The organism is Shewanella septentrionalis (assembly GCF_025370265.1).
In the GTDB taxonomy this organism is placed as follows: Bacteria; Pseudomonadota; Gammaproteobacteria; order Enterobacterales; family Shewanellaceae; genus Shewanella; species Shewanella hafniensis.
In genome coordinates this window covers 109,181-135,860 of the sequence record NZ_JAMTCC010000007.1, presented here as the reverse complement: position 1 = coordinate 135,860, position 26,680 = coordinate 109,181, and the positions used below count along the sequence as shown (strand labels likewise).

26 protein-coding genes and 1 riboswitch are annotated in these 26,680 nt (G+C 48.7%); of the genes, 6 read left to right on the top strand and 20 right to left on the bottom strand.

What is annotated here, in order from left to right:
- Positions 1–74: 74 nt before the first annotated feature.
- The 5 genes from NE536_RS05820 to NE536_RS05800 all read right to left on the bottom strand — a co-directional run bounded on the left by NE536_RS05820 (position 75) and on the right by NE536_RS05800 (position 5,060).
- Positions 75–1,274 carry an ABC transporter permease gene (locus NE536_RS05820; protein ID WP_261272094.1) on the bottom strand — a complete coding sequence of 400 codons (1,200 nt, stop codon included), beginning with the start codon at positions 1,272–1,274 and terminating at the stop codon, positions 75–77.
- Positions 1,275–1,284: 10 nt separating this feature from the next.
- On the bottom strand, positions 1,285–2,595 hold the full coding sequence (locus NE536_RS05815) for an ABC transporter permease (RefSeq protein ID WP_261272093.1): 1,311 nt from the start codon (positions 2,593–2,595) through the stop codon (positions 1,285–1,287).
- An 11-nt stretch (positions 2,596–2,606) separates the two neighbouring features.
- A complete protein-coding gene (locus NE536_RS05810; protein WP_261272092.1) occupies positions 2,607–3,347 on the bottom strand; it encodes an ABC transporter ATP-binding protein in 741 nt (246 codons plus the stop codon).
- Between the two features lie 77 nt (positions 3,348–3,424).
- Entirely contained in the window at positions 3,425–3,688 is a 264-nt protein-coding gene (locus tag NE536_RS05805) for a hypothetical protein (protein ID WP_006085862.1), read from the bottom strand.
- A gap of 109 nt (positions 3,689–3,797) precedes the next feature.
- A complete protein-coding gene (locus NE536_RS05800; protein WP_220592169.1) occupies positions 3,798–5,060 on the bottom strand; it encodes an efflux RND transporter periplasmic adaptor subunit in 1,263 nt (420 codons plus the stop codon).
- A 376-nt stretch (positions 5,061–5,436) separates the two neighbouring features.
- Between NE536_RS05800 and pyrC the strand changes: the two genes are divergently transcribed.
- From pyrC to NE536_RS05785, 3 genes are all read left to right on the top strand, one after another.
- Positions 5,437–6,468, top strand: coding sequence for a dihydroorotase (gene pyrC / locus NE536_RS05795; RefSeq protein ID WP_261272091.1), 1,032 nt, complete (start codon positions 5,437–5,439; stop codon positions 6,466–6,468).
- 103 nt (positions 6,469–6,571) lie between these two features.
- The gene (locus tag NE536_RS05790; protein ID WP_261272090.1) at positions 6,572–7,618 is read left to right on the top strand and encodes a hypothetical protein; all 1,047 of its coding nucleotides are present in this window, start codon (positions 6,572–6,574) and stop codon (positions 7,616–7,618) included.
- A 133-nt stretch (positions 7,619–7,751) separates the two neighbouring features.
- A complete protein-coding gene (locus NE536_RS05785) occupies positions 7,752–8,114 on the top strand; it encodes a nuclear transport factor 2 family protein (protein ID WP_261272089.1) in 363 nt (120 codons plus the stop codon).
- 503 nt (positions 8,115–8,617) lie between these two features.
- Here NE536_RS05785 and NE536_RS05780 read toward each other — a convergent pair.
- Both NE536_RS05780 and NE536_RS05775 read right to left on the bottom strand, forming a co-directional pair.
- A complete protein-coding gene (locus tag NE536_RS05780; protein ID WP_261272088.1) occupies positions 8,618–9,352 on the bottom strand; it encodes a hypothetical protein in 735 nt (244 codons plus the stop codon).
- A 116-nt stretch (positions 9,353–9,468) separates the two neighbouring features.
- Complete coding sequence (locus tag NE536_RS05775; protein ID WP_259574496.1) at positions 9,469–9,927, bottom strand: GNAT family N-acetyltransferase; 459 nt, start codon at positions 9,925–9,927, stop codon at positions 9,469–9,471.
- Positions 9,928–10,044: 117 nt separating this feature from the next.
- Here NE536_RS05775 and pdxR point away from each other — a divergent pair, with 117 nt between their 5' ends.
- Positions 10,045–11,502 carry a MocR-like pyridoxine biosynthesis transcription factor PdxR gene (pdxR, locus tag NE536_RS05770; protein ID WP_261272087.1) on the top strand — a complete coding sequence of 486 codons (1,458 nt, stop codon included), beginning with the start codon at positions 10,045–10,047 and terminating at the stop codon, positions 11,500–11,502.
- A 9-nt stretch (positions 11,503–11,511) separates the two neighbouring features.
- Here pdxR and NE536_RS05765 read toward each other — a convergent pair whose 3' ends face one another.
- From NE536_RS05765 to NE536_RS05755, 3 genes are all read right to left on the bottom strand, one after another.
- Complete coding sequence (locus NE536_RS05765) at positions 11,512–11,895, bottom strand: MAPEG family protein (RefSeq protein ID WP_006085871.1); 384 nt, start codon at positions 11,893–11,895, stop codon at positions 11,512–11,514.
- A 158-nt stretch (positions 11,896–12,053) separates the two neighbouring features.
- Positions 12,054–12,449, bottom strand: a complete 396-nt coding sequence (locus NE536_RS05760) for a GNAT family N-acetyltransferase (protein ID WP_071940158.1) — start codon at positions 12,447–12,449, stop codon at positions 12,054–12,056.
- Positions 12,450–12,548: 99 nt separating this feature from the next.
- Complete coding sequence (locus NE536_RS05755) at positions 12,549–12,689, bottom strand: hypothetical protein (protein ID WP_261272086.1); 141 nt, start codon at positions 12,687–12,689, stop codon at positions 12,549–12,551.
- Positions 12,690–13,338: 649 nt separating this feature from the next.
- On the opposite strand from NE536_RS05755, the gene NE536_RS05750 reads away from it, so the two are divergent.
- The gene (locus NE536_RS05750; protein ID WP_261272085.1) at positions 13,339–14,454 is read left to right on the top strand and encodes a glycerol dehydrogenase; all 1,116 of its coding nucleotides are present in this window, start codon (positions 13,339–13,341) and stop codon (positions 14,452–14,454) included.
- A gap of 136 nt (positions 14,455–14,590) precedes the next feature.
- Positions 14,591–15,982 (top strand): NAD-dependent succinate-semialdehyde dehydrogenase, encoded by a 1,392-nt coding sequence (locus NE536_RS05745; protein ID WP_261272084.1) that lies wholly within the window; start codon positions 14,591–14,593, stop codon positions 15,980–15,982.
- Between the two features lie 63 nt (positions 15,983–16,045).
- Here the strand turns inward: NE536_RS05745 and NE536_RS05740 are convergent, their stop codons facing one another.
- The 10 genes from NE536_RS05740 to NE536_RS05695 form a co-directional block, all read right to left on the bottom strand.
- Positions 16,046–16,873 carry a cobalamin-binding protein gene (locus tag NE536_RS05740; protein ID WP_261272083.1) on the bottom strand — a complete coding sequence of 276 codons (828 nt, stop codon included), beginning with the start codon at positions 16,871–16,873 and terminating at the stop codon, positions 16,046–16,048.
- Positions 16,874–16,896: 23 nt separating this feature from the next.
- Entirely contained in the window at positions 16,897–17,931 is a 1,035-nt protein-coding gene (locus NE536_RS05735; protein ID WP_261272082.1) for a DUF2235 domain-containing protein, read from the bottom strand.
- Between the two features lie 124 nt (positions 17,932–18,055).
- A complete protein-coding gene (gene cobO, locus NE536_RS05730) occupies positions 18,056–18,679 on the bottom strand; it encodes a cob(I)yrinic acid a,c-diamide adenosyltransferase (RefSeq protein WP_006085878.1) in 624 nt (207 codons plus the stop codon).
- A gap of 59 nt (positions 18,680–18,738) precedes the next feature.
- Positions 18,739–20,418, bottom strand: coding sequence for a cobyric acid synthase (locus NE536_RS05725; RefSeq protein WP_261272081.1), 1,680 nt, complete (start codon positions 20,416–20,418; stop codon positions 18,739–18,741).
- A 69-nt stretch (positions 20,419–20,487) separates the two neighbouring features.
- The gene (gene cobU / locus NE536_RS05720; RefSeq protein WP_261272080.1) at positions 20,488–21,105 is read right to left on the bottom strand and encodes a bifunctional adenosylcobinamide kinase/adenosylcobinamide-phosphate guanylyltransferase; all 618 of its coding nucleotides are present in this window, start codon (positions 21,103–21,105) and stop codon (positions 20,488–20,490) included.
- Positions 21,102–21,890, bottom strand: a complete 789-nt coding sequence (locus tag NE536_RS05715; RefSeq protein WP_006082834.1) for an adenosylcobinamide-GDP ribazoletransferase — start codon at positions 21,888–21,890, stop codon at positions 21,102–21,104. Before NE536_RS05715 ends, cobU begins: the two co-directional genes overlap by 4 nt.
- Positions 21,891–21,996: 106 nt before the next feature.
- Positions 21,997–23,079 (bottom strand): nicotinate-nucleotide--dimethylbenzimidazole phosphoribosyltransferase, encoded by a 1,083-nt coding sequence (cobT, locus tag NE536_RS05710; RefSeq protein ID WP_261272079.1) that lies wholly within the window; start codon positions 23,077–23,079, stop codon positions 21,997–21,999.
- Between the two features lie 165 nt (positions 23,080–23,244).
- A complete protein-coding gene (locus NE536_RS05705) occupies positions 23,245–24,402 on the bottom strand; it encodes a FecCD family ABC transporter permease (RefSeq protein WP_261272113.1) in 1,158 nt (385 codons plus the stop codon).
- The gene (locus NE536_RS05700; RefSeq protein ID WP_261272078.1) at positions 24,371–25,264 is read right to left on the bottom strand and encodes an ABC transporter ATP-binding protein; all 894 of its coding nucleotides are present in this window, start codon (positions 25,262–25,264) and stop codon (positions 24,371–24,373) included. Before NE536_RS05700 ends, NE536_RS05705 begins: the two co-directional genes overlap by 32 nt.
- Before the next feature lie 100 nt (positions 25,265–25,364).
- Positions 25,365–25,530, bottom strand: a riboswitch (cobalamin riboswitch).
- A 204-nt stretch (positions 25,531–25,734) separates the two neighbouring features.
- Complete coding sequence (locus NE536_RS05695; RefSeq protein WP_261272077.1) at positions 25,735–26,454, bottom strand: histidine phosphatase family protein; 720 nt, start codon at positions 26,452–26,454, stop codon at positions 25,735–25,737.
- Between the last annotated feature and the right edge of the window lie 226 nt (positions 26,455–26,680).

Sequence of the window (26,680 nt, the reverse complement as noted above, 5' to 3'; positions counted from 1 at the left end):
AGTGCAATAACATCCTATTGTTATCGCACTTTTATCGAGCTTTTATCGTACCTTGAGTGACATCAAATATTTCGCTATACGCTGCGGGTTGCCGTTGCTGGCGAAATATTTGCCGCCTTACGCGCCGGTAAGTAAACCGCCAGCGTGGTGACAATAAACAAACCTGCCACAGTAAATAGTGGGTAGCTTAAGTCCAACATAGGCAAGCTATAGATTTTCATTAACTGTTGGCCTAACTGTATCGCTAACAAGCCGCCAAGCACGCCTCCCGCTAAGCAAATCAAATAATTCTCCACGAGGAAGTAACTGATAATATCGCGCTTTTTAGCCCCCAATGCACGGCGGGTACCTATCTGCTTAGTGCGGCGCTGGATATTAAACATCACCATGCCCGTTAAACCGAGCGAGGTGATAAGCAATAACAACACCACCATCATAGTTAACACAGTAATCATCAATTTATGATCTCGGTATGACCTATCTTTTATGGCCTCGATTGACTTAAATCCATCGAGAACTCGATTTGGATTCTCGACCTGCAGCGCTTTGATTATCGCGTCTTTAAGCTCGGCGTGAAACTCAGGCTTAGCCCGTACCATGTAAGAACTGCTGCCATAATCCACATTTTGAATCACACTGTATTCGAGGGCTGAGCTGTCAACACCAACCCCTTGCAGTTTATCGACCACGCCAATCACAGTCATTTGAACCATATTGCCCTCGTACAACACCTTGCCCAGAGCGGACTCACCCGGCCAGGCAGCTTGAGCTGCCGCCCTGGAGATGATCGCTAATCGACTCGGGATCTTGAGATCACCTTTAACTTCGTGGGGATAGAAGTTGCGCCCCTCGATCAAGCTAAGGCCTAAGGTCTCAATGGTGTGTTCTGTGCCTAAATACATGGAAAATGCCGCTGTCGTTTTAGTATTATCCGGATCGGGTCCTAGGTTTAAGGTGCTCGTGCTGCCTCCCCCGCTCAAAGGCAACATATTGGTCGAGGTGGCAGCAATCACATTGGGCAGCCCCCGCAAAATTTGCTGATCAATTTTGTTTTGCGCGGTTTTATCTATCAATGGATCAAAGTTGTACAAGCTAAAGGTCAAGACCTCTGACTCTTCGACTCCCGAATCACGCTGCATCAGGGCTAAACGCTCTTGAATAATAAAGCTCGCATTCGCCACAATTGCCACAGACAAGATAATCTGAATAAGCAGTAAGACTGGGCCACTTTTACTGCGCAATAAACTGCTGAGAATAGGTTTAATATGCAACATAATGAGTCCCTTACTGGCTTTTCAGATAAACGCTAGGTTTAGTCCGGCACACCACCCACGCGGGATACAAGCCAGCCAACAAGGCTGTGCCTACCGCAATACTTGGGGTGATAATCCACATACTCGCCGATAAATGGGTTAAATCCTTCGCGACCTCAAACTGGGCCGATAAGCCGTAAAGTGACGCGTAGGCCCAAGCAAGTCCCAGCAAACCACCGAATAAACCAATCATGCCCACTTCAACCATATATTGAGCGAAGATTTGACCACGGCTAGCGCCAATTGCCCGGCGTACTCCCACCTCGGGCGCTCGCTTGAGGAACTTTGTCAGCATTAAACCTAATATATTGACTAAACAAACACTTAAAAATAGTGCACTCAAGCCAACCAAGATTTTATTGTCTTCGGGCACCACATGATTGTATTCAAGCCAAGTCGCGACATCGGATACTTTGACTGAGTCGGCGGCAGATTTATTATCCGTAAAACGGCCTAGAGCTTTTTGCTCCGCCACATAATTGCTGAGCCAAGAACGGTAACTGGTTACTGCGTCTTTATTTGGCAAATCAACCCAATACTGCAACCACACTTGTTCAGAGTTAAGCCGATCTTGGTGGCTTTGCACCGACTCAAACTTCCAACCCATGGCGTTGCCCCAGAGAGCAAACTCTTCAATAGGCGTCAGCGAAAAGGGGATAAAAATCGGTTCCGACTCGATAAAGGCGCCATTGTTGGGATCATAGTATTTAGGCTGGGGATCCCAAGCATCAATCACCCCAACCACTTGATAAGGTTTACGATTAAGATAGATAACTTTGCCAACACTGTTTTGACCCGCAAACAACTTTTGATTGAGTTTATCGTTAATCACCACTTGATAAGCAGGTTCAGTGTCGACGTATTTATCCCACGCATTACCGTACAAAAATGGCACGTCAAACAGCTTAAAAAAGTCGCTATCTGTCACTCGAATGCTTTCTAAAATAGGCGCAAAATTAGCATCCTCCGTTTGCACAGCCATCCCAGTACGAAACATCGCAGCTTGGCGTTTAGGTAAGGTATTGTTACGCAAATTCATCGCATCTTGATAAGTCACTAACGAGTTAAGCTCATCCCAAGAATCGGGACCTTGGCTCCAAAGCTGTACCGCATTTAACTCATCTGAGCGTTCACCCGCAGGATTAAACGACATCATCTTGTAGACGTTTAATGTGGTGATCGTGATGCCAATACCTATCGAAATCGCCAACACCATCAACAGCGACAGCACTGGGGTTTTCTTAATGCTGCGCCAGGCTAAATCAACATAATAAAAAAACATAATGCGTATCCTTAGTCAGCGTTGGCGACAAGTTTATCTAATGGGTGCGAAGCTGCAGTTTGCACACTGCCATGGGGCTGATACATAGTAAAATCACACACTTGACCATCGACGATTTGAATATTGCGCTGGGCACGGCGAGCGAGTTCAGGGTCGTGGGTCACCATGATGATGGTTGTGCCTGCTTGGTTGATATGTTCAAGTAATTCCATCACTTGGCGCGCCATTAAGCTGTCGAGGTTACCTGTTGGTTCATCGGCGAGCAGAAAACGCGGTTCACCGGCTAATGCGCGGGCAATCGCCACCCTTTGTTGCTGTCCGCCCGAAAGCTGAGTGGGAAAATGCTTGAGTCGTGAGGCTAAACCCACTTGTTCTAATGCTTGTTGTACGCGGCGTTGGCGTTCCTTGGCATTAAAACCACGGTAGCGCAGCGGCACTTCAATATTCTCAGCCAAGTTAAGGTCGGGAATTAAGTTAAAACCTTGGAAGATAAAGCCGATTTTCTCGTTACGAATGGCGGCGCTCTTGTTATCGCTCAGGTTAGACACGTTGATGCCATCGAGAAAATAATCACCGTGGGTAAAACCTTCAAGCAAACCCGCGATATTTAAAAACGTGGTTTTACCTGAGCCAGAAGGACCCGTTACCGCAACAAACTCGCCTTCATTCACTTCGAGGTTAAAATCACGCAGGGCGTGGGTTTCCACTAAATCCGTTTTAAAAACCTTGCTCACACTCTTCATTGATAACATGTTAATTTCCTTAAAATAATCAAATCAATTTTACGACCTGACGCTGCATCTAAACGACGTGATGCATGGCAGCGTCATCAGCCGAAAAATGGCTCAACGACAGATTCTACAAGCCACACAAAAACGCCCAATATAAGGTCGGCACTTTCGAGTGAAACCTCACCCACTTGGCGAACCTCCTCCAATGGATTGGTCCATTCCAAGATATTCAGTCCAAGGAAAAACCAGCTATTGGCTTCACCGATACTCAACTCCACCGCGACCACCAGTAGCAGTAAGGCCAACACGCCAAACATTTTTGATGACATCAACACACTGAAATCAAATTGTTTATCACGCATATTCGGCTCCTATTCTTGTCCATGTCGCAGCAGGTTTCGTCATTCACCTTGATCGCTGCGCCGTTATATTCATCAGATTGGTTATTTAGTAATTTACGAATATCGGTCATCAATGAATCCTGACCTGTTCTGCTTGATTAAAAGGTTCGACGCTGGATATCACCCACTCATCTCCGGCTTTGCCGCCTTCGAGTACTTCGACTTGGCTCATGCTGGTACTGCCGAGTTTGATCTCGCGGCGGCTGGCTAAATCGCCTTCAATTTGGTAAGCCTCATTGCCACCACCGCTAGTCATAAAGGCGCCGCGTTTCACCATTAGTACATCGGGTCTGTGCTCCAGTAAAACTCGGGCAGAGATACGTTGGTTCTGACGCAGTTTCAAGCTGTTATCTTGAACGAACTGCACCCTTGCGGTCACTTCACGGTTACGCACTTCGGGGGAGATGGACGATAACTTGCCCATTAACTTCACGCTGCCGAAACTCAGCTCAACTTCCATGCCCAAACCTAAATCGTCGGCGTAGGACTCTGGCACCGCAAGTTCGGCCTCATAGGCACTTAAGTCCACAACGGTTAGAATCGGTTGATTGGCACTAAGGCGGGTTTTCTGCTCTGTGATCCAGTTGCCAATAATGCCGCCCACGGGTGCTCTGATATTCAAGGCTTCAACTTGGCGTTCGAGTTCATGCACGGCAAGGGTTTGGCGCTCGACCTCTAAGGCTTTATTTTTAATTTCGAAGGTGAGCGTGTCTTTTGTTAGCGCCACTTCCTGCTCGGCATGGGCAAATTTAAGCTTAGCCTTGTGTAAATCGTCCTTACCTTTCTCGTAATCGATTTCACTGATCAGCTTATTTGTAATTAATAACTCACCCCGGCGGCGCTCCCTGTCTGCGGCTTCTAAATCCACCGCGGCCATGTCTAAGGTTTGATTCACTTGCAGTTGATCGCGTCTCGCGTCCAACTTGGCACGCTCTAAGGCACTCTGCATTCCTGCCAAAATCGATTTAGCCTGCTCTAGCTGATTGGTTAATCTTGGGCTATCAAGCTTGGCAACCACATCGCCTTTATTAACGCTATCACCAGGATTACTCAGCAGAGTGACTGTGCCTTCCTCAGTGCTATACAAAATAGGCGCATTCGCCGCCACGATTTTACCTGTGGTCGCTACATCGCGGGTTAAGGTTCCAACAAAGAGTGTTGCCGTGGTGATGTCGCTGCGGCTTAAGGATTTACTCACGTTATCTGCGCCCAAGCTCGCCCACACTAAGGCGCTGACTAATAAGGCGCAACCGCCGATCAACAGAGGTAACTTAAGACGTTTAGTGGTCGATGGCACAAGTACGGTATCTTGGCCGCTAGTATCTTTAATCATGGCTTTACTCGCTTCCCTGTCGGAATCATCAGTGCCGGAACGCAATCAACGGACACTATTGGAAATCTATACCACAGAGAAAGCAAAGCCTATGCCAAATAGTTAAAAACATTATTATTCAAAATGTTAACTTGATATTACTGATAAAAGTGTCCGCGGACACTGGGAGTTAAATCGAAAAGTGTCCGCAGCAGATTAATCAAAAGTGTCCGATGTTAAAAAAGATGACCTAGTGCGAGCCATGCAGCTAAGCGCTTCAATTACATGTCCTAACAGATTTATTGGCCGAAACCACCGAGTTTCCCTTTACAGTAAAATCCTTGCCACATAAGATCCTGCCACCCTCGCAGCAAAAACGATCAAAAGACCAAACCCTATGACCACAATAACAATCACTCGCCCAGACGACTGGCATATTCATTTAAGAGACGGCGCCCAGCTTAAAGATACCGTGCGCGACATCAGCCGCTATATGGGCCGCGCCATCGTGATGCCAAACTTAGTGCCCCCCGCTATCGATACCGAAACCGCACTGACTTATTACGACCGCATTAAAGCGCAGGTGCCAGCGGGCTCACAGTTCGAACCTTTGATGGTGTTGTATTTAACTGACAAAACCAGCCCAGATGAAATCCGTAAAGCCAAAGCTTCGGGTAAAATTGTCGCCGCGAAACTCTACCCTGCGGGCGCGACGACCAACTCGGATTCAGGCGTAACCGATTTGAAGAACATCTACCCAGCCCTCGAAGCCATGCAAGAAGTCGGTATGTTGTTTTTAGTGCACGGTGAAGTCACGGATTCATCGATTGATATTTTCGACCGCGAGCGCGTCTTTATCGAAAATATCCTCAGCAAAATCGTTACCGATTTCCCAGAACTTAAAATCGTGCTTGAACATATCACCACTAAAGATGCGGTCGATTTTGTCACCCAAGCCTCTGATAATGTGGCCGCGACTATTACAGCCCACCATTTGCTGTATAACCGCAACCACATGCTGGCTGGCGGTATTCGCCCACATTTTTACTGCCTACCGATTTTAAAACGCAATACCCACCAGCAGGCGTTATTGGCCGCTGCAGCAAGCGGTAGCAAGAAGTTCTTCTTAGGCACAGATTCGGCGCCCCACGCTAAAGATAAGAAAGAAGCCGCCTGTGGCTGCGCGGGTTCGTACACGGCCCATGCCGCAATTGAGCTGTATGCCGAAGCCTTCGAATCGGTGAATGCGCTGGATAAACTCGAAGCGTTCGCCAGCTTCAATGGCCCAGATTTTTACAATCTGCCACGCAATGCCGACACGATCACGCTAGTGAAAAAACCATGGAATGTCCCTGCAACTTACCCGCTGGGCGACACTAACGTAGTGCCGATTCGTGCAGGCGAAGCCATTGATTGGCAGGTTGAGTAAGCCATAAGTCTTTAACATCAAGTCGCCTACGGGCGACTTTTTTTACACCCTAGGTTCATTTTGATTTTCAATCCAACTTATTACCTTTTAAGAGAAAATATGTATGCAAACAAGGATGTTATTCTCGGTTTTATCCTCAAGCCTGTTGCTTGCTTCTACGCTCCCATTACATTCCTTTGCGGCCAATGAACTGACGGGGATCTGGCAGGGACAATTAGGCAAAAGCAAAGTCAGAGTCTGCTTTAATCAATATGGAACAGGCAGTTATTACTATCAACGCTACTTAACGCCGATAAGGCTCGAGCAGCAAGATGAACTGTGGAAAGAAGAAGGCAACACGGGAAACTGGCAGCATGATACTATCACGCCACAAAAACTGAGCGGCCATTGGTTTAAAGATAGCGCGAGTAAATCGTTACCCGTGCAACTTGAGCGAGCAATCAGCCCAGATGGTGTAGAAGATTGCGGCGCCGATGCCTTTAACCTGCCACTAGAAACAAGGCCAAAACTCAGCCGAGGGAAATGGCAAAACTATGAGAATATTGAGTATCGCCCGCTGACGTTTGGCACTGATGTGGGTATTGAATTTAAAGGCCCACAAACGGGTATCTTGGCAATTAATCAATGGCTTGAACATAAGCTCACCGATGAAGCCCAACTAGCACAAACCTTTGACACTCGCCGCAGAATGCTGGCACAAATGGGCAGTTTTGTGACTGACGAAACCTTTGCCGAGCCGATTTTTATAAATCAGCATTGGCTCAGTGTGCGCCTATATCGCTGGGCGGCAGGCTATGGCGCCAATGGCATCAATCAAGAGTTTGTCAGTTTCTCCCTTACCGACGGCAAACCTTTCCACCCGTGGCAATGGTTTTTCGCCGACACCAAACCGCAAAGCATGCTCGATGGTATGAGCCATCCTTTACCCCAAGCATTAAGGGAAAAATTGTTTGCAGGTAAAGAGTTAGATCCTGAATGCCCCTCATCAGACGGCTCGGGATATTATCAGCTCACCCTTGAGGCAAAGACCATCAAATTCTGGGAAACACCCCGCGGCGATGGATGCGAACAGGAGTTTGTCCTGAGTCCGCAGGAGGCAATGCCTTTCGCCACACAATGGGGACAAACACAGCTTAAGCTGTTGGAATAGTGTACTTAACTGAGAAAATACTAGAGGAAAAGAAAGTAGTCATGGCGATGAGCGTAAGCGCGACGGCAAGCGATCTTTCCCTCCCTACACAGTAATGCATTTCGAGCTAATTCATTTCAGTAAGGAATAATCCTTGAGCAATTTAACCGCAAAAATAGCGACACCCGAAGCCTTAGTGCAAGCCCAGCTTGAAGCCTACAACCAGCGCGATCTCACTACGTTTGTCGCCCAGTTTAGTGATGATGTATGCATCTATCGTCCACCCGCAACAGCGCCCGTCCTCCAAGGTAAAGCCGCTTTTAGTGACTTCTATCAGAATGAACGCTTTAACCTGCCCAATCTCCATGCCGAAATAGTCAGCCGTATGGCGGTGGGCAATAAAGTCGTCGATCACGAACGCATCAGCGGGATTAGAGATGAACCCTTTGAGGTGATGGTGGTGTTTGAAGTTAATGATGGGTTGATTCAAGCCATGTGGAGTTTTGCAACCAACTGATTGGTTTTTATTATTGTTTTTAAAATCAACGTCGTGGGGCTTCACCCCTGATTTGTTAATCAAGAGTCGACCAAGAGAGAATTAACAGCAATCCCCTCTTTATGAGTGATTAGTGCTTTATCTTTTATGCATAGAATTAATCACTTTCATTCCAGTGACACGCCATAAACTCGTCCCTGAGGGCTCGACGACGGCATCCATGCCGCCAACGGTCACTTACATGCAAGTGATGAATTTCGCCAACACTTAAGTATGTCTGTAGCTAAATGACTCATATCTCCGTAAACACCTTAGTAACCAGTATCATACGCCCAGTAAAAGTCACCTAACTGCTCAGATGGCACATCCATGAGCCCCGAACCTGCGCCATCATCCATGATGTCGCCAAGGCATTTTTATCTCCATATATCGACAACTTCGCAGAGAATGTCTGCATTCCTATAGCTTTAGCATGGTCAGTAATTCATACATAGAATGATGAACAGCCTCACGCCCTCTCATTATCAAATTTGTAAATCAGATTTGGCAATATTGATAATATTCCTATAAGACTTAGTCGCGGCTGAAGAATAATGGAATAAATAGTCGTCGTACCCAGTAGCAGGTCTATCATCATAAGAAAGTTCACCACGTTGCACTTTTGAGGCAAAGTCTTTTAATTCTTCTTCCTCCCAAACTCTATGCGAATTTATAAATAAGCTAATTGAATGAATAGCTTCGTTACTAAGAAATAAAATACCTTTTTGATTCAGTAAGATTTTTAACCTTTCACTTAGTAGAGTTAACCTATCGGCTATAATTTCTTCAGCTTTTGAATAGGCATCACTCATAATGTTTTCTGCTAGGTTTTCCACTTCAACAGAGGGTTCTTCATCACCAGATGTCAGGCTGTGCGCAAGTTTATGAGCTTCCAATACGAGAGCATCGATATGCAATGCGTTTTCCCTTGCCTCTAACAAGATTTCAATTAATTCTAAGAACAAATCTTTTCGAAATTGCCATCGTTGCTCATCTATCCAAGATTGATGCTGTAGAGCTAATTTAACAAAGTCAAACTCTGACTTAATTTGCTCAGTCTGGGAAACAAGCTTTGCTTGATGTTCAAGTATTTGAGCTTGTTTCTCCTCTAACAGCTGAAACTTAGCATATTCTTTTAAGTAAGCGCCCCCAAAAGCACTAAGCCCAGCAACAATTGCCGTACTTACAAAAAAACCGAACCCAGAATTAAATAAATCCATTTCAATTCCCATGCTAAAGAGATAACAAATCAGACTATGCTTTGTAAAACAATAACATAATGTACTTTCGGTTAGGGTTCAAGTAACAAAAATCTGACAGATGCCGAAGCAGCTAGCTAGAGTGACATTTGATACTCAATCATGCCCGACTTACCGCCAATCCAATCATAGAGTTTTTGCGCTGTGTGATTCGTCTCATGTGTATGCCAATACAAGCGTGCACAGTCTCGCTCATTCGCCGCTTGCTGAACAAACTCAATCAGTTGCTTACCGACAAGCTTGCCCCTCGCCGCTGGGGCGACAAACAGATCTTCAAGGTAGCAGTACTCAGTTTCCGCCCAAGTGGAACGATGAAACACAAAGTGCACAAAACCAAGCAGGTTTTCGCCCTCCCTCGCAACGGCGCAATAAAGCGGTTCTTGACTATCAAAAAACCGACGCCAAGTGGTTTGGGTGATCGCTTCCGAAAGTGCCACTTTGTAAAAGGTCTGGTAATCACGCCAGTGTGGTAACCAGAGTGAAAAGTCTGTTTCTTTAACCTGTTCAATGGTTACGGTTGGTGGTGGGTTGGACATAGGCTCGCTCCTTGGAAATGAATATAGTCATCAGATTTGCTGAAACCGGATTCTAGATTCAATTGCGGTACCACATAAGGTACACTTTTTGTATTTTTTACAGTACCAGTTTGGCTAATGAAAAAATCACAATCCAACTTCCCTCACTTGCAACTCAAAGATGGCACCCTCAAAGACCAGCTTTACCAGGCATTTAGAGAGGCCATTCTCGATGGACGCTTGCATCCTAGAATGAAGCTGCCCTCCAGCAGAGCCTTATCGGAAACCATGCAGATTTCGCGGAACTCAGTACTGCAAGGGTTTGATCGCCTGATTGATGAAGGCTACTTGCTGACTAAGCCAGGTTCGGGCACCTATGTGTCTGATACGATTCCCGACGAACTGATCGATATCCCAAACCGCAGTGATGTCAGCGTTCAAGCCTTTGATTCTGCATTGGAACTCAATCCACAGTTGCTGGAGATGGCGCGACTGAGGGACAAGGGAAATACCCGCCACAGCATGTTCAACATTGGCGTGGGATGTGTTGATCTTTTCCCACACCAACTTTGGGGCCGCCTGTTAGGTAGAGTCTGGCGACAATCGCGTAAAACGCAGGGGAAACATAGCCATAGTGCTGGGCATTTACCATTGCGCGAAGCGATCAGCGACTATGCCCGTTCAACCCGAGGGCTAAATTGCACGCCCGAGCAAATCATCATAGTCAATGGCACTCAGCAAGCCATTAATCTCACGGCACAGGTACTGCTACAACAGGGAGATGAAGTCTGGCTCGATGAACCCGGATACGATGGCGCCTTAGGCGCTTTTCTCTCGCAAAATCTGCAAGTCCGCCCAGTTAGCCTTGATGATGAAGGCACAAAGATAGCCGAGGCGATACAGCAATGGCCCTCGGTGAAACTGGCTTTTACCGCACCTTCGCATCAGTTCCCCCTCGGCGGAACTTTGAGTCTGCCACGGCGATTAGCCTTACTCGATTGGGCCGCTGAGCAGAATAAGTGGATTTTAGAAGATGACTATAATAGCGAGTTTCGTTATAGCGCCCGCCCGATACAGGCATTGCAGGGACTCGATAAACAACAGCGGGTGATCTACGCAGGCACCTTTTCCAAGATGTTATTACCAGAGCTACGACTCGGCTTTCTCGTCGTTCCGCCTAAACTGGTGGACGCCTTTAACCTTGCCAAACATTACGCCGACTCGCATACGACTTACCTCGAACAAGCCACATTGGCGCTGTTTATCGCAGAGGGACATTACGCGCGGCATGTACGGCGAGTGCGAAAAGCTTGTTTAGCGCGCCAAACGGCGTTAATCACTGCAATTGAGCAGTATCTGCCAAACAAATTGTCAGTTCAGACCTCAGATTCAGGTATTCACCTCGTGTGTTGGCTAAAAGGCGACTTGACCGAAGACGAAGTGATCAACAAATGCCGCCAGCTCAGCTTGGGGGCGCAGCCTTTGTCTCGGTATTGCCAAGCGCCCTACCCAAGGCAAGCGATCTTACTGGGTTATGCTGCCCATACGCCCGATGAGCTGCGGGAAAATATCAAAAAACTCGCCCAAGTCCTTTAATACCCAGCATTAAAAAGCTTGAAAGAAAATCCCGAAGGCACTGAAGATAGCGACAAACCATGAGAGGGATCGTAGGGTGCCTTTATTGGCAAGGTATAGGATGTGATACACAAAGCGGGCGGCGACATGGGTAATTGCCAGCCACTCTGCGGTGGGGTTCACTTTGCCCGTGGCGATAACCACTAATACCGCCAGACCAAACACTAACAGGGACTCGAAGGCATTTTGATGCCCCGCCAAGGCGCGAGCACCAAAACCGGTTAGCTGTGCTTGCTGGGCGCGGGGATGATTATTGTCATAACCGCCCGCCTTGGCCATCGCCCAAGCGACGGGGCCTTTCGCCAGATACGGCAATAACATGGCGACAAATAGGCAAATAAGTAAAGTATTCATAGGTTAAGCTTCCTTTGATTGTTGTTCGAGTTCTGTTATTCAAGCTCTGCTGCTTTAGCTCTGCTACTGCGAGTACTGCTGTTTAAGCTCTACAGCGTCGAGTCCTGTTGCGAGTGCCGCTACGAGAATTTTAGTTAAAAGTGTATGGGTTAACAGCGTTATTTCACTATATACATGCCTTCACTTGCGGGGCGACTGAATTTAAAACCAAACTTTTCATAGAGTTCAGGCACATCGGCCATCAGGGTAATATACGCACCCTCAAAAGCCTCACGGTCAAGATAGGCCATAATGTGCTGCATAATCAGCCGTCCTAAACCTTTGCCTTGGTGTTCAGGATCGACCGCAATATCGACAATTTCAAAGTTCAGTGCGCCGTCGCCAACCACACGTCCCATACCCACAGTTTGATCGGCAAGCTTTATCTGCACGCCATATAAACTCCTAGGTAAGGCCTTAATGGCGCCCTCCAATGGTCTGGGGCTTAACCCCGAAATCTGCCGTAAACGGATAAAATCATTGGCTGAGGCAACGTCTTCAAGCACTTGATACATGATATTCCCTATTGTTTTTATTCTGTCACTTGCTTCAGTAACTAAGCTTTCAGTCACTTGGCTTTCAATCGCTTGGCTTTCAATCAATTTTTCAATCACTTAGCTTTCAATCACCTCAAGATCAAAGCCTTCATCCAGAGCCGGCGGCTGAAAATAACCGCTCACATGCCAGAACATCGCCTCGGTATCGAACATAGCGCGCTCAGGGTGACTTTGTCTGCGTTTATCGAGTTGGCTCAAACAAAGCGCATCGCTGTGGTTAAGGTAAATAAGTTTATGGGCTGCGCCGCAATCAGTAAAAATGCTTCGAAACCACAGGCGTTGATTTACCTGCGCCCATTTTGCCACAGAGGAATATTAATGTGTCTTTACTGGCTTCTTGCCCTAACGCATTTTGCTCTGTCATCTTCACTCCTTGATTACATATCTTTTATCTCAACTAACGATTTCATCTAGCGAGGACACAAATTAACGACAGTACAGAGCATCACATAAAGCATGAACAGCGAGCAAGGCTTAGGGCGGGTTTGAGGTAATAAATTCCCATTAAATTAATGACTATGCTGTGTTTCCACAGCAGGTGTTTCCGCTATTCACACAATCCAGTTTTAGCTTTCATCAGTTTCTTAGATGCCTTACATCTCTTCACCAACTGAGTTCGCCTCGCTCTCTGAGCCCTCACCGCTGCCTTAAACCAGAAAAAAACAAACAAGCATTTAACTCGAACAATAAAATAATAAACCACATTTTTAATCTAATAATTAAGCACTAAAGTAGTAATTTACGCTTCATAATAAAAATATTACCACCACTCATGCTGTGACGATAAATTAAGCGTATGCTAGGGTAAGCATGAAAGGATAACCGTCATAAGTGCAAAGGAGGCTCTATGAGCACTGTCGTTCCGCGTACCGTCACTTCCCCTAAAAAATTCATTATCGGCAAGGGCTTATTAGCTCAAATGCATGATTATGTTAAGGACTTTGGTGACAATGCTTTTATCATCTGCGATGAATTTATCCTCAACCGAGTTGAGAATGAAGCGGTCGCAGGGCTGGATCAAAATGGGATCAGCAGCCATCTCGAAAAATTCAACTATGAGTGCAGCGAAGCCGAGATAAAGCGCTTAGGTGCACTGGCAGAGCAGCATCATACCAATGTAATTGTTGGAGTTGGCGGGGGTAAAACCTTAGATGCCGCCAAAGCCGTCGCCTTCTATCAAAAACGGCCAGTGGTGCTCTACCCAACCATTGCTTCAACCGATGCGCCATGTACGGCACTTGCCGTGATCTATTCCGAAACCGGTGAGTTTGAGCGCTATCTGTTTCTGCCACAAAATCCTGATGCTGTTGTGGCCGACACAGCCATTATCGCTGCGGCTCCCGCCCGATTTTTTGCAGCAGGCATAGGCGATGCACTGGCCACTTACTTTGAAGCCCGCGCCTGTTATCAATCCGATGGCGTCAATCTCGTATTGAAAAAACCTTCCCGCACAGGGCTGGGATTAGCGCAGCTTTGCTATCAACTACTGACTGAAAATGTTGAAGCCGCTATGGATGCGGTGAGAAACAAGATAGTCACTCCCGCACTTGAGCAAACCATTGAAGCGACGATTTATCTCAGTGGTGTCGGGGCCGAAGCGGGCGGATTAGCCGCAGCCCATGCTGTGAACAATGGTATGTCGGCGGTAGCTGACCTACATAAAGCCCAGCACGGCGAGAAAGTGGTATTTGGCTTACTCACCCAGCTAGTACTCGAAAATGCCCCCAAAGCCGAAATCGATAACGTCATTCACATCATCAAAACCGCGGGACTGCCGCTCACGCTCGCCGATTTGGGGCTAAAAACCTTTGTCGAAGCAGAGTGGCGCAAAGTGGCTGAGATTGCCTGCGCAGAGGGCGACACTATGGGCAATATGCCGATGCAGTTAACTGCCGACGATGTCTATCAAGCCATGATTGCCGCCAATGCAATGGCTGAACGCTATAAAAAGCTTGCGGTTTAAAGCTCATCAATAACTCCCTTGCCTCACCGCTATGGTCAGCAAGATGGCAAGGGAGATGACAACAGACACGATATTTCCACCCTCAATGCCAAGAGTTGGCATTTACTCTCTATTCGTTGAACGCTTGGAGGAACATATGGCTTATGCAACGATCAATCCCTTTACGGGAGAGCTAGTTAAAGAATTTCCAAATGCAACAGATACCGAAGTCACGCAGGCGATAGAATCCGCCCATCTGGCATTTTTAAGCTGGCGAACCACGCCTTTTTCCGACAAGGCCGCTGTACTCACTAAAGCCGCTCACATCCTCAGAGACAGCAAGCCCGCTTACGCTAAATTGCTGACCTTAGAAATGGGCAAAGTCACCGCAGAAGCTGAGGCAGAGGTCGAACTGTCGGCGCAAATTTTCGAATACTACGCCGAACATGCCGAGCGATTGTTAGCTCCGCAAAAACTGCCCGTAGCCGATCCCGCCGAAGGTGAGGCGATACTGGTTAACGAGCCGCTGGGCGTATTGCTGGCCATCGAACCTTGGAACTTTCCCTACTACCAAATTGCTCGCATCCTCGCGCCGCAGCTTGCTGCCGGTAATACCCTACTGCTCAAGCATGCGTCCAATGTGCCCCAGTGCGCCGCCGCTTTTGAAGGTCTAATGCGCGATGCCGGATTACCCGCAGGCGCATTCCAAAACCTGTACGCCACCCGAGAACAAATAGGGCAGATCATCAACTCACCCAAAGTGCATGGGGTCGCCCTCACAGGCTCAGAAGATGCGGGATCGCACATTGCGGCTCAGGCCGGTAAGGCGCTGAAAAAGTCCACCCTCGAACTGGGTGGCGCTGATGCTTTTATCGTACTTGAAGACGCCGAGCTCCCCAAAACCATCGACTGGGCTGTATTTGGTCGTCATTGGAATGCGGGTCAGGTCTGCACCTCATCTAAGCGGATGATCTTAGTTGAAGCCATTTACGATGAATTTATGCAAGGCTATATCAAAGGAATCGAAGCGTTAAAAGCGGGCGATCCTATGGATCCCACCACCACGCTGGCACCGCTGTCTTCCCAAGGCGCCGCCGATGAGTTGAAGCAGAAAATCCGTGATGCCGTGAAACACGGCGCAACCGCGACCGAAGTGGGGCCAAAAGTGCCGCAGCAAGGCGCCTTTGTGCAGCCAACAATACTGACAAACCTGACGCCAGATAACCCCGCCTACTATTGGGAATTCTTCGGTCCTGTGTCCAGTATCCACAAAGTGAAGGATGAGCAAGCAGCGATTGCCGTCGCCAATGACTCACCCTTTGGACTGGGTGGCTCAGTGTTTACCGCCGATACTAAACGCGGGCTGGCGGTCGCTAAGCAGGTTTCCACTGGCATGATGTTTGTTAATCATCCGACTATGGTCAAGGCCGATTTGCCCTTTGGTGGCGTGCGCCGCTCAGGTTATGGCCGCGAGTTGATTGATTTAGGGTTGAAAGAGTTTGTAAACCACAAGCTGATTGATGTGGTCGATATAAACGCACCTTTCTAACTCCTTAAACAATAGCGACATCGGACTAAACGCCTGACGGAATAATCTGTCAGGCGTTTTTATTTAACGCGCTTTATCCAAGGCATCACATAAGGCTTGAACGCCGAGTAAGGCTCTGGGCGTCGCACGGTGTAATAAATCGGCGTTAAGCTGATAAATATGCTGATTTTTAACGGCGGGAATTTCGGGCCATTGGCTCCAATCGACACCTTTAACATTGCCTTCCTCTTGGCTTTGCAAAATCACCTCGGGCAAGGTCAGCAACACATTTTCTAAACTCACCTGCGGGTAATCACTGGCGGCATCGTAAAACACATTTTGGCCATGGCAGACACTGATGATTTGTTGGATCCAACTGTTTTTAGAAACCGTCATCAAGGGCGTAGACCAGAGTTGATAAAACACTTTAGGCTCTGATTTACTGGCATTATCAGTCCGTAAACGGATAAGTTCGGCGCGATACGCAGCAGCGGCCTTGCTCGCCTCTTCAACATGGCCAGTTAATTTACCTAGCTCTTCCAGTTCCTTGGCAACCCCTTCTAAGGTTTTGGGATCGCTACCATAAAGGTTAAAACCCAGAGCCTTAAGTTGATTGATATCTTCGGCTTTATTGCCCGTATCCCACACCACAATCAGATCGGGATTAAGCTCCATCACCCGCTCCATTTGAATGCCATAGTAACCGCCAATACGCGGGATTTTTTTGGCTGCCTCGGGATAATCCGCATAATCGGTTGCGGCCACTATGGCATCACCCGCGCCTATGGCGTAGAGCATTTCTACCGCGTGGGGCGAGAGCGCAATAATGCGTTTAGCGGGATCGGCCAACACGCCGTGGGGAAGAAACAAGCTGAGCCCAAAAACGAGTCCAGCTAAGTGTCGCTTAATCATGATATGCCTTAATTTTTAAAGAATTAAACTAGCTGCTCTGGCCAGCCATAGTGTTCGATATAGGTTTGTAGATTCTTGGGGCGATAGCTAGGATCTTGATCCCAGCGGGCCTTCACCGAATGATGCAAAAGCACTGGGACTAATGCAGGATCGAGTGGCCGTAAATATTCCTGCTTTATCCGATAAAAGCTGCGCCTCGAATCATGCAAGGTCGCTAACGGACTCGGATGCACACTCGCGGCTAAGTGTGGCTCTAGGCTTAAATCAAATTTCTGCGCCTCAGATATCATCCACAGCAGCGCATTGTCCGACAGCAATGCGCCGTCTTTATCGGGTTTATAACTGCCGCCAATATTGCTATGGGCACCGGCAAACCACACCTGTTGCATATCCATATTGTCGCGCAGTTGCCAGATGGTGGGCTCAAAATCGCTGCGGTGTTCGTCTATGGCTAAGGCATGGCGGGCAACGCGCACATTGCGGCCGATTTTAGTGTCGTAAAACTCATCTTTATCTTCGAACAAACCTAAAAACGAGATAGGAATCCCCATAGCGCCAACGGTATCCCACACGCCAACAAACTTGATGTCCCGCGATTCATGGCTGTATCTAGCTCTAAATTCTAGGGATTTTTCGCCGTCAGGGGCAAAAGGCGCACTGCTTTTTTTATAGTGGTCGAAGGCTTGCTGAATCAATGCCGCATCGGGGCGTTTGAGTATGCCGCAGTTATTAATTAAGCCACACAGGCAACGCACAGTGTAAGCACCGCGACTAAAGCCAAAGAGGTAAATCTCATCGCCGGGAGAATAGTTTTGCACTATGTAGCGATACCCATCCATGATGTTTTTATGCAAACCGCGCCCTGTTGCGCCGCCCATGGCTTCATCGTAATAGGAACCGACACCCCAATCGTAAAACACTTGCTGGGGTTTGCCGTCACTGGCCAATGGGCTGATGGCCCGCGCGAGGCGCAGCACATTGGTTGGGAAATCGACCTTAAGATCTTTCTCGGGCCGATTCCAAGTCCCATCGGCACAAATCACGATACGCTTATTCATAGGATCATCCTTGAGAACACTTTGAACGCTAAACGGTTAGTGACTAACGGCTAGTAGTGGCTAAAGGCCTAGCTGCCAGCCAATAACAGATAGTCGCTTATGCGCCGACTTTTACCAAGTTCGATTAGTAATCAAAACCTTGCTGTGCCTTGATACCCGCTTCGAAGGCGTGTTTCAGCGGCTGCACTTCGCTCACAGTATCGGCTAATTCGATGATGGCACGGTGGCAAGCACGGCCCGTGATAATCACATGCTGCATCGGTGGACGATTTTTAAGTGCGCTAAGCACACGTTCCACATCCAGATAGTGATAGCTCACCATGTAGGTCAGCTCATCCAGCATCAAGCAGTCAATCGACTCATCTTGCAGCAGCTTTTCAGCGGCTTCCCAAGCAAGTACAGCGGCGGCGGTATCCTTTTCTTTATCTTGGGTTTCCCAGGTAAAACCTGTGCCCATCACATGAAACTCAACTCCGGCGCCTTCGAGTAAGTTACGCTCACCGCACTCCCAGGTGCCTTTGATAAATTGCACAACCGCGGCTTTTTTACCGTGACCGACGGCGCGGGCAACCGTGCCAAAACCTGAGGTCGATTTACCTTTGCCGTTACCGGTTAATACCAGCAAAATGCCCTTCTCTTCTTGGGCGGCGGCAATTTTAGCATCTACACCGGCTTTCACTTTTTGTTGGCGAGCCTTGTGGCGTTCGGCCTTGATTTGCGCTTGTTCATTGTCGTTCTGTGCTGTCATGGTCTTCTCTTCACTCTGCTGCTAAAAATGTCTGCTTTTAAAACTTATGCTTCTAAAACTTATGCTTCTAAAATTGGCTGTAATTTTTGCATATCTAAATGCTCGGCTAACACATCGGCTAAACGCTCGAGTTGCTGCTCACGTATTTGATTGATATCTATCGTCTTAGCATCGTTTAATCCCGCCCAGCGCAGGATCAGTTGACAGGCATCAGGGTTATCAAACAGCCCGTGTAAATAAGTACCTAAGATTTGCCCATCATCACTTTGCAGACCATCGGTAAAACTCACCGTAGGCGCTGTTAAGGATGTCGATTCTGGGATTAACTGCAAGGGCGCATTCGTTTGTTCAAGCCTAGAGATAAGATAACGTGATTCGCCGCAGTGGATTTCATAACCCTGCACAGCAACTGTTTGCCCAAGTAACCTTAACTCACCGCTCACCCGCCGTAACTGTTTATCGGCTTTAAGTTCTGTGCTCAATGGCAGGTAGCCAAGTCCTGCGGTGTCGCCTGCACTGTCTTCAATCCCTAAGGGATCGGCAATGCTTTGACCTAACATTTGGTAACCGCCGCAAATGCCGAGCACTTTGCCGCCGTAACGCAGATGCGTGGCGATATCCTTATCCCAACCTTGCTGGCGTAAAAAGGCCAAATCGGCGCGCACATTCTTACTGCCGGGCAAGATCAATAAATCGGCAGCGGGTAAATGAGTGGCGTGACTCGCGGCTTGGGTTTGCAATGACACATAGTCAAAATCGATATCGGGATGCAGCCGCAGCGGATCAAAATCCGTGTGATTACTGATCCTTGGGTACACTAATACCCGCACTTTTAAGCGGCTGTTCACGCCTTTGGTCGGCGAGCTTATCAGCGCATCTTCGGCATCGAGATGTAAATAATGCAGATAAGGCAACACGCCTAAAACAGGCTTGTTCGTATAAGCTTCAAGCCAATCGAGGCCAGATTGCAACAGGCTAATATCGCCACGGAAACGATTGATCACAAAGCCCTTTACCCGCGCCTGTTCAGACTCAGATAATAGCGCCAGCGTCCCGACCAAATGGGCAAATACGCCGCCCTTATCGATATCGGCAATGATGATCACGGGGCAATCTACGGCTTCGGCAAATCCCATGTTGGCAATATCGCCCTCGCGCAGATTGATCTCCGCTGGACTGCCCGCGCCTTCCACCACTATGGTTTGATACTGGCCACTTAATCGCTCGAAGGATTCCAACACAGCACCGAGCGCCATTGTCTTGTAATCCTTAGATTTAGACCCAAAAAAGGCCGAGGCTTCGAGCGTCGTCAGGGCTTTGCCGTGAACGATAATTTGCGCGCCCGTATCCGAGCTAGGTTTAAGCAGAATAGGATTAAAATCGGTATGGGGCTCAAGATAACAGGCCACGGCTTGCAGTGCCTGTGCGCGGCCAATCTCGCCGCCATCAATAGTGACAGCGCTATTGAGCGCCATGTTTTGCGGCTTAAAGGGCGCAACCTTTACGCCCTCTCGGGCGAGCAAACGACAAATCCCCGCCACTAAGGTGCTTTTACCCGCATCGGATGTTGTGCCCTGCACCATCAAGACTTTTGCGCGTCGAAGCGAATTAACCGCAGGTCTATTCACTGCGGGATTCACCGCAAGATTAGCAGCAGAATGAATAGCTAAAGCGTCAGCGCTATCGAGTGCAGTTGCACAGTCTGTGTTGTCTGTGTTGTCTGTGTTTGGAGAGGGCATAGGGTTAAAAAACTTATTCTAGTTTGCAGGGATAAAGATAAAGCTCAGTCTCAACATCACTTAGTTAGATTAAAGTGGTTTGAGTGCTAAGGGTAAACCCGCAACCACTAAGGTGACATTGTCAGCCAAGGCAGCAACGGCTTGGTTTAACCAGCCCGCTTCATCGACAAATTGTCGGCTCAATTCACCTAAGGGCACGATACCAGAACCCACTTCGTTACTGATCAACACCACCACACCTTCTAGCTCGGCAAGGGAATCCACAAAAGCGCTTTTCTCTGCCAGCCAATTCGCCAAAGCTTCATCGTTAGAGGTTGAACTGGCAGACATAAAGTCTGTCGCATGCCACTCTGTCGGCGCCGGTTCATCATCAATCTTGGCGCTGGATGCAAGTAATTGATTGGTTAACCAAAGGGTTAAACAGTCCACTAAAATCACTCGCCCAGGTTTTGCTAAGCGTTTTAACAGTGCCGTAAGGGCGAGCGACTCTTCAAACAATTGCCATTCGATACCATCGTCCGTTCGTCCCGCTTGATGTTTGGCGATACGGGTCGCCATTTCATCATCCAGCGCCTGCGCCGTGGCCACATAGCAGGCATCGAAGCCGAGCGCTGTGTACTGGCGCACTAAGGCTTCACCGTAGCGACTCTTACCGCTACGGGCGCCGCCTAGGACGAGGTGGATCACAGTATGTTACCTACAACGAGCAATACAAAATAACACACGATTTCAGCTATTTGCTGCGCCGCGCCTAAGGTATCGCCCGTGTAACCGCCAATCTGACGTCTAAAGATCACTATGATCAAACGGCGCAGTCCTATCATCACCAATAGCAATGACAATGCCGCTAACCCCTTGAGGAATAACAGCACTAACACGCCGCTGGCGATCAGGATAAGCAGCTCATTAATGCCTTGATGTTGCGATAGCGGCTTAGACTTACTGGTCTCGTCATCGCGGACATATTTTTCACTAAAGATGATACTGGCTGATACCACGCGGCTGACAGTGTGGGCGACGATAAGCGCCGAGCCCGCGACCACAGGATCGTACAGCGCCAACTCGACTAACAACTGCCATTTCAGCAGCAGGGCCAACATCAACGCCAGTGCGCCATAACTGCCAAGGCGCGAGTCCTTCATGATCCGTAGCTTGTCTTCCGCCGTCCAACCACCGCCAAAACCGTCGAAGGTATCGGCTAGGCCATCCTCGTGGAATCCGCCCGTGAGCAAGACGCCGACCAACATAGCTAACAGCACAGAGACGCCGGCGGGGAGCCAGTTCTGCGTCAGCCAAAATACAATGGCACTTAACAGGCCGACCAAAAGACCGACGAGACCGAAATAACGGCTGGCCTTATTCAACTTATCGCTATCGACTTCGACCCATTTAGGCATAGGAATGCGGGTAAAATAGCCCATGGCAACTAAAAACAAATCTATCTCTTTGTGCCAGCTTTCGCGTTCTGACATAAAGCATCCTTAGTGAATTAACACTTGCTGCAAGGTTTAAGATTAAAACGGTTGGCTAAAAAGTTATTATTTTAAATAAGTAAAATAAGCGACTTAGCAGAGCACATCATACAACAGCCTCAATCCCCGCATCACTAAAACTCGCCATTTGATTGTAAAAATTTACTGAGGCTTGAATAAGCGGCAACGCCAAGGCTGCGCCCGTACCTTCGCCTAATTTCAGCCCGAGTGATAATAAAGGTTTAGCCTGCAAAAACTCTAACATCCGCTGATGGCCTTGCTCGTCTGACTGGTGGGCGAAAATCAAATAATCGCGCACATTGGGGGCAATTTGCACCGCGACTAATGCCGCCGCAGTAGCGATAAAACCGTCCACAACCACCAGCATTTTGCGCTCGGCGGCGGCTAACATCGCGCCCGTCATCTGCACAATTTCAAAGCCACCTAGGCAAGCTAACACTGATTTTGGCCCAGTTAAGGCGCTTTGATGCAGCAATAACGCCAGCTCAATCAGCATCAGTTTACGTTCTAAGGTTTCGCTATTAATGCCCGTGCCTCGGCCGACACAATCAATCACGTCGAGCTGCATGATCGCCGCCATAATGGCCGCCGCCGCAGAGGTATTGCCTATGCCCATTTCGCCAAAGGCAACTAAGTTACAACCGGCTTGATGGTGACGTTCAATCAAATCGCGCGCCATCGCAAAGCCTTTATCGACGGTTTCCAGCGCCATCGCGGGTTCTAAATGAATCGCCCCTGTGCCCGCGCCAAGACGTTGATCGATAATGCCTTCAACCCCTTTGACTGGCGTTAAAATACCGCAATCGATCACTTCGAGCCTAAAGCCCACCTGCCGACAAAAAACGTTAATCGCCGCACCACCATGGGCAAAGTTTTGCACCATTTGGCGCGTCACTTCGCTTGGGGCAATCGACACGCCTTCTGCCGCAATACCATGATCCCCCGCAAACACTAACATGGTCGGATGAACGATTTTCAGCACAGTATTTTGTGGCTGATCCGTTTGTTGCAAATCAGTCGCTTGCACGCGGGCAATCTGTAAGGCTAAGGATTCGAGCTGACCTAAGGCGCCGGGCGGCTTAGTCTTAAGATCAATTTTTTGCTGGATCAATGGATCCTGCGTTTTACTCACAGGGCTGATTTGAAAAGACACGGCTGACTGAGACATCCACACTCCACTTATTATCTTAAATAACCACAACGCATCCTGCGTCTATGACTAACATGTCCAATTTTGCATTTCCAATCGCGGGGCAGATATCAACAAAAATGCTGATTATCTCGCCAGTCTGCGCTTGCTAGATGACTCTAGGATTACGTTCTGACTAGGTGCTTACGCCATGACTCTGCGTTTACGCAAAATCAGCAAAAAGAACATGCTACCTATGGCCGCCGTGATAATCCCCACGGGCAACTCTTGATTGCCCAACAAACAGCGCGCCAGCACATCAATCCACACCATAAATAATCCGCCCACCAGCGCCGTTAAAATAATCGGCTGACGACCGGGAAACAGCATGCGCACTGTGTGGGGGATCATCAAACCGACAAAGCCAATCCCGCCGCAGGTAGCGACTAAAATCGCGGTAATCAAGGAGCAGAGCAGCAACATATTGAGTCGCAACTTAGGCACATTCACCCCTAAGGTATGCGCCGTTTCATCCCCCGCTTGCAACGCCATGATCTGCCGCTTCATGCCTAAAATAATGAACAAACTCGCGCCAATCACCAGTGTTGGCAGCACTAATAAGGACCAACTGGCCTTGGCGAAACTGCCTAAACTCCAAAACAGCACAGAAGCCGTCGCCTGCGGACTGGCGAAATACAACAACAAACTTGTTAACGCGCCAAACATAAAGGAGGTCGCCACGCCTGAGAGCAACATGCGCTCCACTTGGCTATTGAGCCCAAGGCCAGACAAGGCCAGCACTATCAGTACCGACAAACTAGCGCCAATAAAAGCGCCGAAGGGCAAGCTAAACCAGAGCAAACCCGACAAGGCGCTCGAACCACTAAAAATCCCCGAGTTCGCCGCCATACCCGCATTCTCAAAAAATCCAGAGCCCGTGAATAACGTCAACATCACCACAGCGCCAAAGGACGCGCCTGAGCTAATGCCAAACAGATAAGGGTCGGCCAGAGGATTGCGGGTCACGGTTTGCAGCACACTGCCCGCCAAAGACAAACCCGCACCCGCCACAAAGGCCAGCAAAATACGCGGCAGTCTGAGCTCCATCACGATGCGCTCCGTCATGCCATTGGCTTGAGTGAGGTTGGCCATTTTATTGATAAACACTTGGATAACATCCATAAAACTGATGTTCGCCGCGCCAAAACTCGTGGCGGCAATGGGGGTTATCAAAGTGATTATGCCTAATGCGACCAGCATCAGTTGTTGTCTCGTCAAAGGTGTCACGATACGCCCCAAATGTGAGATGAAATGCTGTTTACTCCCTGAATCATCCGCCCTCGCCTCGCTCAGCCAAAGCATCAGCCATGTTGTGCGTCGAATCATGGTAGCCATAGAAGTAGCTGATTAAGGGCTTTTTATGTTGTGGATGGGTCGACACCTGAGCGCACACGCCGAACACATCACCAATTCGCGCCTCGGTTAATACCTCGGTTGGCGTGCCCATAGCGCTGACTTCACCGTTATGGATCAACAACAAACTGTCGCACAGGGCGCTGGCTAAATTGAGATCGTGAATAGAGGCAATCACGCTGATGCCAAGGCTACGCACTAATTCGAGGATTTGGATTTGATAACGCACATCGAGGTGGTTGGTTGGCTCGTCAAGGATCAACAGTTGCGGCTGCTGCACTATGGCGCGGGCGATCAAGGCACGCTGCTTTTCACCGCCGGATAAGTGCTCGTACTGTTGGTGCATCTTATGACTCAGGCCGACTTTCTCTAGAGCCTTTGCAATGCGCTCGCCGTCACAGCTCGAATTGGTATCGAACATGCCCTTATGCGGCGTTAAGCCCATGCTGACCAATTGCTCTGTGGTTAGGTCAAAATAGTGCGGCGTGTCTTGCTGCACTACGGCGACACGGCAGGCAAACGCCTTGGGCGATAAACGCTCAATATCTTGATCAAACAGGGTAATTTTGCCCTGAGTCGGGCGAACAAACCGATACAAACAGCGTAGCAAGCTAGACTTACCCGCGCCGTTAGGCCCAATCAAACCCAGCATCTGCCCGGTTGGCAGTGCAAAGTTAATATTGGAAAGAATGGTTTTGCCATCGATACACCAGCTTAACTGGCTGACATCGAGCGCGACCGTCTGGCTCGCTGATGGGCGAGTGTCGCTGTTATTCAAAGCATGGCTCGTTTGGATGGCAGAGAGTTTCACCAACGTGGTGCTCCTAGCGAGTCCAAACCTGAATTCAAAAAGGTTGTGCACATTGTCATCGGCTCCCTCGAGTCACCCGCTCGAGAACTAAGGCTGCACGCAGCGATAACAGAAATAGGCAGGTCTCCTGACTCGTCACTTTTTGTATTGAAAACAATATAAAAAGTCACTCACAGTTGCGGGCACAGTTCGGGCTGACTGACGAGCAGCTCCCCGATTCCCTATTATGTTGAGATTGATTTCAAGCCTTTGCAGCGTGTCTCGGCCATAACTGCCACAGAACACACTCGCACCACTCAAAACTCCCAACACCTATTTCTGTGACGTCATCCGATACACTGCCACCAGCCTTGCAAGGCCGTGTGCATCGGGTAACGTCAGGAAAAAGCATTATCCTATATTTGCCTTAATTGGCAATCGACAATCACGCTGGTAAGACAAGAAAAATCTTTACCTTAGGGCAACGCGGATCACTCGCAGCGTCCGCTCGGCCAATCTAAACGCCAGTAACAAACGCCGTGCTCATCCTGCAGCACAGTAATGCTCACCACGGCCGCCACAGGTAAATCGAGTTGACTGTAAAAGCCCACCGCCCGCTCAACCCCAAGGGCGCGCGCCATTAAGTGACGGATCACCCCGCCGTGGGTCACCACCCATACTTTGGCAGCCAGTTCGCCCGCAGCCACGCTAGCGCCCACAGTCTGCTCGGCGTTATCTGAGTCGAGAATCAACCGTTCAAACTCGGCGGCGAGTATCTGGTCAATCGTCCCATTCACCCGCGACTCGAAACTAGCCATAGTTTCCCCATTGGGCGGCGGTGTTTGCCAAGGGTTTTGCCAATAGGCCGCTAGATGTTCGCCCGCTTGTTGATACAGTTCATCGAGCCGACGACCGTCCCAATCGCCAAAATCAATTTCCTGTAAACCCGATAAAAGCTGCGCCTGCAATGGCCTTGACTCAGATACCAGCGCCGCCGTCGAATGCAGCTCGGCGGCAAAGGCTTGGGCAAATTCGGCGCAGCGGCGTGAGGTCGAGCTATAAATCGCGCTACACACGCTGGCCTGTGACTCAACCGCTGCCGACATTTGCTGCCAGCCCTTTTCGCTTAAAGGCACATCCACACGGCCGCGTAAAATGGCGCCGCCTTCGCACTCGCCGTGACGCAACAATAACAATCGAACTTGTTTCATCGTATTCCTATGTCTATCACTCATGGCAAATTTTGTTGAAAGCCCACATTAGACCCGTCGCCCTATATACTCAATTACGCCCTAGTCCAACGACTAACAATACAACTAGCCCTGCAAAAAAACCGTTAAACTGGGGATAAAGTGGCGCTGGGACTCAATTATCGTCAGTCAATTTTGACCTTGCCCTGACAATCATAAGTCGCGTATTATGGACGTCTATACGTTT

Coding starts and splice junctions, on each gene's coding strand:
- NE536_RS05820 (WP_261272094.1), bottom strand. CDS start 1,274: ATGTTGCATATTAAACCTATTCTCAGCAGTTTATTGCGCAGTAAAAGT.
- NE536_RS05815 (WP_261272093.1), bottom strand. CDS start 2,595: ATGTTTTTTTATTATGTTGATTTAGCCTGGCGCAGCATTAAGAAAACC.
- NE536_RS05810 (WP_261272092.1), bottom strand. CDS start 3,347: ATGTTATCAATGAAGAGTGTGAGCAAGGTTTTTAAAACGGATTTAGTG.
- NE536_RS05805 (WP_006085862.1), bottom strand. CDS start 3,688: ATGCGTGATAAACAATTTGATTTCAGTGTGTTGATGTCATCAAAAATG.
- NE536_RS05800 (WP_220592169.1), bottom strand. CDS start 5,060: ATGATTAAAGATACTAGCGGCCAAGATACCGTACTTGTGCCATCGACC.
- pyrC (WP_261272091.1), top strand. CDS start 5,437: ATGACCACAATAACAATCACTCGCCCAGACGACTGGCATATTCATTTA.
- NE536_RS05790 (WP_261272090.1), top strand. CDS start 6,572: ATGCAAACAAGGATGTTATTCTCGGTTTTATCCTCAAGCCTGTTGCTT.
- NE536_RS05780 (WP_261272088.1), bottom strand. CDS start 9,352: ATGGATTTATTTAATTCTGGGTTCGGTTTTTTTGTAAGTACGGCAATT.
- NE536_RS05775 (WP_259574496.1), bottom strand. CDS start 9,927: ATGTCCAACCCACCACCAACCGTAACCATTGAACAGGTTAAAGAAACA.
- pdxR (WP_261272087.1), top strand. CDS start 10,045: ATGAAAAAATCACAATCCAACTTCCCTCACTTGCAACTCAAAGATGGC.
- NE536_RS05765 (WP_006085871.1), bottom strand. CDS start 11,895: ATGAATACTTTACTTATTTGCCTATTTGTCGCCATGTTATTGCCGTAT.
- NE536_RS05760 (WP_071940158.1), bottom strand. CDS start 12,449: ATGTATCAAGTGCTTGAAGACGTTGCCTCAGCCAATGATTTTATCCGT.
- NE536_RS05750 (WP_261272085.1), top strand. CDS start 13,339: ATGAGCACTGTCGTTCCGCGTACCGTCACTTCCCCTAAAAAATTCATT.
- NE536_RS05745 (WP_261272084.1), top strand. CDS start 14,591: ATGGCTTATGCAACGATCAATCCCTTTACGGGAGAGCTAGTTAAAGAA.
- NE536_RS05740 (WP_261272083.1), bottom strand. CDS start 16,873: ATGATTAAGCGACACTTAGCTGGACTCGTTTTTGGGCTCAGCTTGTTT.
- NE536_RS05735 (WP_261272082.1), bottom strand. CDS start 17,931: ATGAATAAGCGTATCGTGATTTGTGCCGATGGGACTTGGAATCGGCCC.
- cobO (WP_006085878.1), bottom strand. CDS start 18,679: ATGACAGCACAGAACGACAATGAACAAGCGCAAATCAAGGCCGAACGC.
- NE536_RS05725 (WP_261272081.1), bottom strand. CDS start 20,418: ATGCCCTCTCCAAACACAGACAACACAGACAACACAGACTGTGCAACT.
- NE536_RS05715 (WP_006082834.1), bottom strand. CDS start 21,890: ATGTCAGAACGCGAAAGCTGGCACAAAGAGATAGATTTGTTTTTAGTT.
- cobT (WP_261272079.1), bottom strand. CDS start 23,079: ATGTCTCAGTCAGCCGTGTCTTTTCAAATCAGCCCTGTGAGTAAAACG.
- NE536_RS05705 (WP_261272113.1), bottom strand. CDS start 24,402: ATGCTTTGGCTGAGCGAGGCGAGGGCGGATGATTCAGGGAGTAAACAG.
- NE536_RS05695 (WP_261272077.1), bottom strand. CDS start 26,454: ATGAAACAAGTTCGATTGTTATTGTTGCGTCACGGCGAGTGCGAAGGC.